This window comes from Leisingera coralii, from assembly GCF_049056525.1.
GTDB classification, from domain to species: Bacteria; Pseudomonadota; Alphaproteobacteria; order Rhodobacterales; family Rhodobacteraceae; genus Leisingera; species Leisingera coralii.
Genome location: NZ_JBHUPT010000018.1, coordinates 41,762 through 50,571 on the forward strand (window position 1 = coordinate 41,762; position 8,810 = coordinate 50,571).

Annotated in this window: 11 protein-coding genes; 5 read left to right on the plus strand and 6 right to left on the minus strand. The window is 63.1% G+C overall.

The window, feature by feature from the left end:
- Nucleotides 1-29: 29 nt before the first annotated feature.
- The 4 genes from ACFMBG_RS07540 to ACFMBG_RS07555 form a co-directional block, all read right to left on the minus strand.
- Nucleotides 30-1,436, minus strand: coding sequence for a TolC family outer membrane protein (locus ACFMBG_RS07540; protein ID WP_421054093.1), 1,407 nt, complete (start codon nucleotides 1,434-1,436; stop codon nucleotides 30-32).
- 134 nt (nucleotides 1,437-1,570) lie between these two features.
- On the minus strand, nucleotides 1,571-2,224 hold the full coding sequence (locus ACFMBG_RS07545) for a protein-L-isoaspartate O-methyltransferase family protein (protein ID WP_421054094.1): 654 nt from the start codon (nucleotides 2,222-2,224) through the stop codon (nucleotides 1,571-1,573).
- 209 nt (nucleotides 2,225-2,433) lie between these two features.
- Nucleotides 2,434-2,745 (minus strand): TraR/DksA family transcriptional regulator, encoded by a 312-nt coding sequence (locus tag ACFMBG_RS07550; RefSeq protein ID WP_421054095.1) that lies wholly within the window; start codon nucleotides 2,743-2,745, stop codon nucleotides 2,434-2,436.
- Between the two features lie 153 nt (nucleotides 2,746-2,898).
- Nucleotides 2,899-3,225 (minus strand): TraR/DksA family transcriptional regulator, encoded by a 327-nt coding sequence (locus ACFMBG_RS07555; protein ID WP_411352436.1) that lies wholly within the window; start codon nucleotides 3,223-3,225, stop codon nucleotides 2,899-2,901.
- A 173-nt stretch (nucleotides 3,226-3,398) separates the two neighbouring features.
- On the opposite strand from ACFMBG_RS07555, the gene ACFMBG_RS07560 reads away from it, so the two are divergent.
- Nucleotides 3,399-3,536: an entericidin A/B family lipoprotein gene (locus ACFMBG_RS07560; RefSeq protein WP_421054096.1), complete on the plus strand. Its 138-nt coding sequence runs from the start codon at nucleotides 3,399-3,401 to the stop codon at nucleotides 3,534-3,536.
- Nucleotides 3,537-3,605: 69 nt separating this feature from the next.
- Here ACFMBG_RS07560 and ACFMBG_RS07565 read toward each other — a convergent pair whose 3' ends face one another.
- Nucleotides 3,606-3,845, minus strand: coding sequence for a hypothetical protein (locus ACFMBG_RS07565; protein ID WP_421054097.1), 240 nt, complete (start codon nucleotides 3,843-3,845; stop codon nucleotides 3,606-3,608).
- A gap of 308 nt (nucleotides 3,846-4,153) precedes the next feature.
- Between ACFMBG_RS07565 and ACFMBG_RS07570 the strand changes: the two genes are divergently transcribed.
- Together ACFMBG_RS07570 and ACFMBG_RS07575 are read left to right on the plus strand one after the other, a co-directional pair.
- Nucleotides 4,154-4,726 (plus strand): DUF488 domain-containing protein, encoded by a 573-nt coding sequence (locus tag ACFMBG_RS07570; RefSeq protein ID WP_421054098.1) that lies wholly within the window; start codon nucleotides 4,154-4,156, stop codon nucleotides 4,724-4,726.
- A 31-nt stretch (nucleotides 4,727-4,757) separates the two neighbouring features.
- Entirely contained in the window at nucleotides 4,758-5,432 is a 675-nt protein-coding gene (locus tag ACFMBG_RS07575) for a hypothetical protein (RefSeq protein ID WP_421054099.1), read from the plus strand.
- A 262-nt stretch (nucleotides 5,433-5,694) separates the two neighbouring features.
- Here the strand turns inward: ACFMBG_RS07575 and lepA are convergent, their stop codons facing one another.
- A complete protein-coding gene (lepA, locus tag ACFMBG_RS07580; RefSeq protein ID WP_421054100.1) occupies nucleotides 5,695-7,494 on the minus strand; it encodes a translation elongation factor 4 in 1,800 nt (599 codons plus the stop codon).
- A 630-nt stretch (nucleotides 7,495-8,124) separates the two neighbouring features.
- Here lepA and ACFMBG_RS07585 point away from each other — a divergent pair.
- Nucleotides 8,125-8,307 carry a hypothetical protein gene (locus ACFMBG_RS07585; protein WP_421054101.1) on the plus strand — a complete coding sequence of 61 codons (183 nt, stop codon included), beginning with the start codon at nucleotides 8,125-8,127 and terminating at the stop codon, nucleotides 8,305-8,307.
- A 150-nt stretch (nucleotides 8,308-8,457) separates the two neighbouring features.
- The gene (locus ACFMBG_RS07590) at nucleotides 8,458-8,769 is read left to right on the plus strand and encodes a hypothetical protein (protein WP_421054102.1); all 312 of its coding nucleotides are present in this window, start codon (nucleotides 8,458-8,460) and stop codon (nucleotides 8,767-8,769) included.
- The last annotated feature ends 41 nt before the right edge of the window (nucleotides 8,770-8,810 follow it).

Below are 8,810 nucleotides of genomic sequence, written 5' to 3' on the forward strand. Positions count from 1 at the left end.
CGCCACCGCACAACAGATAGGATGAATTGTCAGTTGCGCCCCAAGGCCTTGAGCACCCGATCCAGATCCTTGCCGCGCTTGCTGCGGTGCGCGGGGGCGTCCTTGACCAGGTTGTAATAAAGCGTCGGGTCGTAGATCTCCACCGCCAGGCCCAGGTGCTCCGCGGTCAGCAGGCCCTGCGCCTGCAGCAGCTGATAGGCGGCAATGGCCTGGTTGGCGCGGGCGTTCACCTGTTCGGTCTGCGCATCCAGGTATTCCTGTTCCGCCTGCAGCACGTCGAGCGTGGTGCGGGCGCCCAGGGTGGCTTCCTCGCGGATACCGTCAAAGGCGACCTTGGAGGCACGCACGCGCTCACCCGAGGAAACCAGGCTCGCGCGCGCGGTTTCGACGTTGAAAAAGGCCTCGCTCACCGCTTGCCGGACGGAGCGCTGGGTGTTGATCAGCACACCGCGCTCTGCATCGGAGTTGGCGATTGCCCGGCGCCGGACAGCCGCATTAAGGCCCCCTGTGTAGAGGTCCTGGGTCATCTCGATGCCGATGCCGGAGGAGGTGGCAGAATCAAACCCGCTTTGCACGTCTTCACTCAGGCCGGCGTTCGCCCGCAGGGTCACTGTCGGCCCCAGGCCCGCGGTCGCGGAAGCGACCTGATACTCGCGGGCCTTGACGACGTGCTGCTGCGACAGCAGATCCGGCTGGTTCCTGGTTGCCACGGCCTGAGCCCCGTCGAGCGACACCTTCCGGCTCGGCAAGGCAGGCTGGCCGGCAATGACTCCCGGCGCCCGGCCCACGACCTGCTGGTAGGTTGCCTTGGCGGTCAGCAGGGTGCCCTCGGCGTCCGTCAGGTTGGCCCGGGCGGCAGCAACACGGCTTTCAGCCAGGGCCACGTCCGTGCGGGTGACTTCGCCCACTTCGAACCGGTCCTGCGCGGCCTTCAGTTCTTCCTGCAGCAGGCGCAGGTTGTTGCGGCGCAGCGCAACGTTTTCCTGCCCCTGGAGGACGCCCACATAGGCCTGAACGGCCCGGAACAGCACCGTCTGCTCGACGCTCAGCAGCGCCTGCCGGGTGGCCAGCACGATTTCCTGAGCCGCAAGCCTGTCCAGGCGCGTCGCGCCGCCATCATACAGCAGCTGCGTCAGCTCCAGCTGGGTCGACAGGGTGTTCCGGGTCGGGTTCACGTTGAATTCATTGTAGGAGTTGGCCGCAGCCACCGTCCATTGGACCAGCGGGCGCAGCCGGGAAACGGCCACCGCCACCTCTTCATCGGCGGCCCGCAGCAGCGCCCGGTTCTGCTCCAGCAGGCCGCTGGTCTTATAGGCGCCAATCATCGCGTCGGACAGGTTGTCCGCCGCCGCCTTGAGCGGCACCAGCGCCGTGGCGGCCACGCCGCCGGCAAACACAAAAGCCTTAAACACACTCGCCGGGAATTTCATTCGCATCGGTTGCCTTATGTTTTGCCGCGCCGCCAGCCGCGGTGAGTTGTCCCTGTCCAGGCGCCAGCCGTCACCGGCGCCCGTCCTTTCCCCATTGTCAGCGGCCCCGCCCCGTCAGCCGCCGTGCCTGACCGCTGCGGTCAGAGCGCAAATTCCTGCGCGGCGGCAAAGCCCGGCAGCACCGGCGCACCGGCGTTGAAGTCAAACCGCCAGGAAATCGCGCCGCCGCTCTTGTAGCCGATCTTCACCTCGCCCAGCGCCCCGTTCATCATCAGCGCCGCGATCCGGCCGCCGTCCTTGAGCTGCGCCAGCAGCGGTGCCGGCAGCTCCTCGGCCCCGCCCTGCACCAGGATCACGTCATATGGCCCATGCTCGGCTGCGCCGTCCGCCAGCGGGCCGGTGTGGACAATCGCATTGTCCGCGCCGGTTTCGGACAGCAGCGCCTGGGCGTCGGCGGCCATGTCCTCGTCTTCCTCGACACCGATCACCATCTGGGCCACCCGCGCCGCAACCGCGGTGGAATAGCCCAGCCCGCAGGCCACATCGAGCACCAGCTCGTCATTCTGGATATCCAGCGCGTCCAGCATCTTGGCCAGGGTGCGCGGCTCCAGCAGCACCCGGCCGCCGCCAAGAGCCACATTCTGGTCGGCATAGGCCGCTTCGCGCTGCGCATCCGGCACGAACTGCTCACGCGGGACCGCCAGCATGGCTTCGATGATCGGGTATTTGGTGACATCCGACGGGCGGATCTGGGTATCCACCATCATGCGGCGGCGTTCGGCGAAATCAGGCATCTGCTAAACTCATGTGTTCAGTCTGTCACAGCAGGTTGTGGCACATCCCGGCAGGCACGGCAACGGGGCCTTTTACGCGAATGCACTGACTGGTGCACCGCTGCAGCGGGACACAGGAAAAGCCAGCGGACCGGACGCCCGCTGGCTGCTGCAAACTCCTGGTTTCCGGATCTCCGGGAACGCGCTGTGCCCTGTCCCTTTTTTGCCCGCTACAGCGCGCAGCTCTTGCAGAACGGCGAGGCCGGGCGCTGGTCTAGCCAGTCGTCGGCAATGTCGTCGCCGCAGATCTGGCAGAAGCCGTAGGACCCCTCGCGCAGGCGGGCCAGAGCCGCGTCGATGCGGCGCAGCTCGTCCAGGCTGGCCTTGGCCGGCACCTTGATGGCGGAGGCGCCGGGCGCCACGGCCCGCTGCTGCCGGGACGCGCCATAGGCGGTTTCCGTCCCGAGCCCGGCCTGTGCCAGCATCCCTGCCAGCTCCATCCGGCGCACCTCAAGCGTTTGTTTTCTGGTGGAAAAGTCCATCGCACATGCCCTCCAGCTCAATTCCCGCGCAACCTGCCGCAAGGTCAAAGCTACAGCCTTGATCCAGATCAAGATACTCGCGATTTTCGGGGATTTCACTACCTTATAAGTTGCAAACTTTTGGTAAATCCCTGTTAAGCCGGAGGCTGCGGGTCAGCCCGCGCCCTCCGCGGCGCAGGTCTTGCACAGGGGGGCGGCGGGCAGCAGGTCCAGCCGCGCATCGGAAATCATCTCGCCGCAGGAGGCGCAGATCCCGTAGGTGCCCGCCTTGATCCGGGCCAGCGCCGCATCGATCCGGCGCAGCTCGTCCAGCTCCGCCTTGCCGAGGCTTTCCAGCACCTCGTCGCCCTGCCGTTCCGAGGCCCGGTCTTCCCAGTCCTTGGGCATCGGCGCGTCCAGCGTATGCTCAACCTCGCTCAGGTGCCCGGTCAGTTCGGCCCGGCGCGCCTCCAGCGCCTGTTTGCGGGTGGAAAGATCCATAGTGTTTGCCTCCTTTTTTGCCCCCGCAGATTAGCCCGGCGCGGGTCCGGCGGCCTTGACCTCGCTCAACCGCCGCCCGCAAATCCGGCGGCCTGCAAATTCGCTGGCCTGGGCCGGGGCGGCTTGCTAGACATCTGCCAAAGGGTTTGAGCAGAGATGAGGAGCCTTCACCGATGATGCGGATTTTGACCTGCGCGCTGATGCTGCTGGGGCTGGCGGCCTGTGAGACCGCCAAGGGCGCCGGGCGCGACATTTCCAAGGCCGGCAACGCGATCAGCGGCGTGGCGCAGGACGTGCAGAACAGCTTCTGAGCCGCCCGCACGCACCGTTTGAGGAACGCCCGGCCACCCGCCGGGCGTTTTTGTTTCAGGGTCCGGGTGTCAGATCCCCAGCAGCGCCTTGGCCTCGGCCAGGGTCTCGACCGAGGCATCATGGTCGCCGCTGTCATGCAAGCTTTGCCCCTCGTCGCGCAGTTCCTGGACGGTTGCCAGATCGGCCTCGGACAGTTCCGTTCCCGCGGCCAGAGCGGCGTCGATGGCGGCAATGTCGGCGGGGCATTGCCCGGCCAGAACCGGAGACGCCAGCAGGGTGAGCGCTGCGGCCAAAGTCAGGTGTTTCATGGTGTCATCCTCCCCAGGTGAACGGGGTGGAGGATAACACGGAATGGGTGCGTTTTCAGGCGGAGAGTTGCGGCGGGGCGGCGGATGGGCGGAGAGTGGCGCATGGGTGTTGGCGGTAGATGGTGGGCAGGATTGCCCACCCTACGGGAATAGGACTAGGCCAGATCAATACACGGAGGACAGCGCCCGCCCCGTGGGGGCGGGACGGGCGCTGCCCGGTCTGCGACCGGGAAGAAATTCTCCACCAGCTGAATGCGAAATTGCCACATTCGCTTTCCTAGTCGCAAAAATGCTACTAAACGCTCGGAATGACCCTATTCTGGGTTATTGGCGACTATCAAAGGCGACAACCAGGCGGTGGCAAAATGCACGAACTTTACACCATTGGGTACGAAGGTTCCTCAGTCGACGATCTGATTGCAACCCTACAAGCCCTTAATATTGAAGTTTTGGCAGACGTCCGTGAACTACCTCTTTCTCGGAAAAAGGGGCTTTCTAAGAACAAATTGGCGGAGCGTTTGGCTGACGTCGGGATCCAGTATGTGCATTTCCGTGCGCTTGGCGACCCCAAGGCTGGTAGGGACGCTGCTAAGGCGGGCAATTTCGCTAAATTCGAGCAAGTATTTCTTGCCCACCTTGACACGGATTCCGCGCAATCATCACTACAAGACTTACTGAAGATTGCAAAAGACAAGAAAACTTGCATGATGTGCTTTGAACGCTGCGCAGTCCATTGCCATCGCTCGTATATTGCGGATGCAGCAGCAACCGAAGAATTTGAAATTTACAATTTGGTCGCGGACAAACCGGCCGAGTATCAAAAAAATGGCATCACAGTCGCGCGTTACAATCCTCGTAAAGGCCTCGCCGCAGCCGAGTAAGCGGCACTCTGAGACTGTTTGCTGCGCTGGGTTGCAGGAAGACGGGACTTGGAAGCGGCTGTTTCCCATCCGTTTCCGCAGGCTTTCCGGGGAAAAAGCTTTCTCACGCTGGGACATAGTTAGCTTCGAGTACAGTACTCCTCGTGACGACAACAGGCTGGAAAGTTGCCGTGTTCATGAGGAAAGTATCCAAATCGTCGGCAAAACGAAGCGCACGCAAGAAAAGTCGGGTCTAATCGAACGCGCATTGTTGGCTTCGGAGAAGGAAGCGGTAGATAGAAACATGTCGCTCGCTCTCATTCGGCCGGTTGATGTATCGCTGACTTGGCAGAGACTAACTGAGAAAGAGATTGAAGCAGACCGGCAAAAGTTCGCTGAACAAGCTAAACAGCTGTCTTTTTTGGAAGATGAGATAGCGGCGTACGAACCCTGTCCCTACAGGTTCAAGATGCGATATTGGGACGAAGCGGGCGAACACACGAAGACTTGCGCAGACTGGGAAACTTCTGCAGCATTCTTCAATCTGAGAAGGTCCATGCCCGAAATCGACGTTTTACGCCACTTGGAGAAAACCTACTGCGACGACTATGCTCAGAAAGGACTTGTCTTGGCTTTAGGTAACATGAAGAGGCGCCCTCAAACGTGGCAACTGCTAGGGATTTTTCCTGTTGAGCGACCGGTTCAGGGGGATCTGTTTAGCTTCTGACCACACTTTTTTTTGCGTTACATTTCGCCAAGGGCCGCGCCCGGTCCGAGGGTGGGTGCGAAGCGCCCGCCCGTGGGGGCGGATCGGGCGCTGCCCGGCCTCTCGGCCGGGCGGGACTTTGACAATCGCAGACATGACAAACGGGGCCGAAGCCCCGTCTTGCAATTGTTGTATGGGTGCTTCCGCCGCATAACGCCGGGGTGCGGGCACGCAATTGGCTGCGCCAACCGCTTTCGCCCGCCGTCCCTCAAAATGGACAGCCTCAGCTGTCCATTTTGAGGGCTGAAATAAACGCTTCCTGCGGGATGTCGACCTTGCCGAACTGGCGCATCTTCTTCTTGCCCGCTTTCTGCTTGTCCAGCAGTTTACGTTTACGCGTGGCGTCGCCGCCGTAGCATTTGGCGGTCACGTCCTTGCGCAGCGCCGAGAGGGTCTCGCGGGCGATCACCTTGCCGCCGATGGCGGCCTGGATCGGGATCTTGAACATGTGGCGCGGGATCAGCTCCTTGAGCTTCTCGCACATCGCCCGGCCGCGCAGCTCGGCGCGGTCGCGGTGGACCATGGTGGAGAGCGCGTCGACCGGCTCGTCGTTCACCAGGATCGACATTTTCACCAAGTTGTCCTGGCGGTAGCCGGTCATCTGGTAGTCGAAGGAGGCATAGCCCTTGGTCACCGATTTCAGGCGGTCGTAGAAGTCGAAAACCACCTCGTTCAGCGGCAGGTCATAGACCACCATGGCGCGGGAGCCGGCGTAGGACAGGTCCATCTGGATGCCGCGGCGGTCCTGGCAGAGCTTCAGCACGTCGCCGAGGTATTCGTCGGGCACCAGGATGGTCGCCTTGATGCGCGGCTCCTCCAGGTGGTCGACCTTGGAGAGGTCGGGCATGTCGGCGGGGTTGTGCAGCTCGATCTTCTCGCCGTCTTTCATGAAGACGTGGTAGATCACGCTCGGCGCGGTGGTGATCAGCTCGATGTCATATTCGCGCTCGATCCGGTCGCGGATCACCTCCAGGTGCAAGAGGCCGAGGAAGCCGCAGCGGAAGCCAAAGCCGAGGGCGGCGGAGGTTTCCATTTCGAAGCTGAAGGACGCGTCGTTCAGCGCCAGCTTGTCGATGGCGTCGCGCAGGTCCTCGAACTCGGCTGAATCGACCGGGAACAAGCCGCAGAACACCACCGGCTGGGCGGGTTTGAAGCCCGGCAGGGCCTTCTCGGTGCCGTTGCGGTCGTTGGTGATGGTGTCGCCGACGCGGGTGTCGCGCACCTGCTTGATCGATGCGGTGAGGAAGCCGATCTCGCCCGGGCCCAGCTCATCCACCACCTGCATGGCAGGGCGGAAGACACCGATGCGGTCGACGTGGTGCAGGGTGTTGTTCGACATGAACTTGACCCGCATGCCCTTCTTCAGGACGCCGTCCATGATGCGGACCAGAACGATCACGCCGAGGTAGCTGTCGTACCAGGAGTCGACCAGCATGGCCTTCAGCGGCGCGTCGCGGGTGCCCTGCGGCGCGGGCAGGTGCTGCACGATCGCCTCCAGCGTTTCGCGGATGCCCTGGCCGGTCTTGGCCGAGACCTGGATGGCGCCGGAAGCGTCGATGCCGATCACATCCTCGATCTGCTCCGCCACCCGGTCGCAGTCGGAGGCCGGCAGGTCGATCTTGTTCAGCACCGGCACGATCTCATGATCCGCCTCGATCGCCTGGTAGACGTTGGCCAGCGTCTGCGCCTCCACCCCTTGCGTGGAGTCGACAACCAGCAGCGAGCCTTCGACCGCGCGCATGGAGCGGGAGACCTCATAGGCAAAGTCGACGTGGCCGGGGGTGTCGATCAGGTTCAGGACGTAGGTCTCGCCGTCCTGCGCCTTGTAGTCGATGCGGACGGTGTTGGCCTTGATGGTGATCCCGCGCTCGCGCTCGATGTCCATGGCGTCGAGCAGCTGTTCCTTCATGTCACGGTCCTTCACCGTTCCGGTCTCCTGGATGAGCCGGTCAGCGAGGGTGGATTTGCCATGGTCGATATGGGCGACGATGGAGAAATTGCGGATATGAGCGAGGTCAGTCATGCTGAGGCATATGATTTGGATTCGGGGTTTGGTCAAGCTCTGGCGTGCATTGAAAGAAAGGTTGAATTTGGCTGGGGCAAGACTTGCCCAACAAGACTGCAGTCTTTCGCCATGCTTTGCGCCTTTTCCCGGTCAGCGGCCAAGACGTGTTGCAAGGGCAGCGCCCCCAAGTTCCAGCTCCATATCTGCCGGTTGTTGATTTCGGGTGGTGCGCCGCTTCTCCTTTCCTGCGGAGGATACTCTCCAACCGCGGTGACTTGCACGGCACAAACCGAAAGCGTCCAATCCGTTGCCAAGGCCATTTGGACATTCGTCAAGGCACTCCAATAGGCTGGTTTGAGCCTCCCGCCCGTCCGCAAGGCCGGGCCGCGCCTGACCTTCCCGTCAAACCGCAGGTTTGCCTCCGGCAAAAGGGGAAGGCGCGTTGCGCCTCCCCAAGGTCAGGCGCGGCCCTCCGCTCTGCAACAGCACCGGAGCCACCGCCAGCACCCGCCGACGGCGTCCGCCCACGCCCAAACCCCGCAAATTCTCCCCGTTCCCTGCACGCCTGCGAAAAATGCGCTATACTCCATGCGTACCGCGAGACGCGCGACCCTCTGGTGGGTGACACAGCAAAGGAGGACGACCCGCATGGATGCAATCAAAGCCGCTGAGTATGCCCGCGCGCTCTATAGCGCGCATGGCGACAAGGCCGAGGCCGAAGCCGCGCAGAAAATGCGCGAATGCGAAGAGGCCGGCAAGGACGACGAGGCCGCAGACTGGAAAGCCGTGCGCCAGGCAGTCCGCGCCATGCGCGGGCCGAACCAGGCTTGAGCACCTGACAGCTGGAGGGCCGCGGCATGCGGCGCTCCAGCCCTTTCAAACACCCCGTTTACCACGATTGAAACGCATCCCGGCTTGCGGCATACTATGGCCAATTCCGCGGGCATCAGACCCGCTTGCCAAAAACGGGGCACGAGCCAGATGAAACACTTCCTGACAGCCGCGCTTTGCGCAGGATTCCTTGCAACCCTCGCCCCCTCCGGGGCCGACGCCGGCGCCATCGAGCGCGCCTGCCGCCAGTCGGACCGCACCGCCGCGACGCCGTCGTTGTGCAACTGCATCCAGAAGGTCGCCAACCGCAGTCTGACGCGCTCGGAGCGCAAGACCGTCTCCAAGTGGTTTGCCGACCCGCACCAGGCCCAGGTGGTGCGCCAGTCCAGCAACCGCAGCGATGAACGCCTGTGGCAGCGCTACAAGGCCTTTGGCGATCACGCCGCCCGCAGCTGCGGCTGAGCCGGCCCATTGGCGGACTGAAGCGAAGGCGTCCCCGCGGG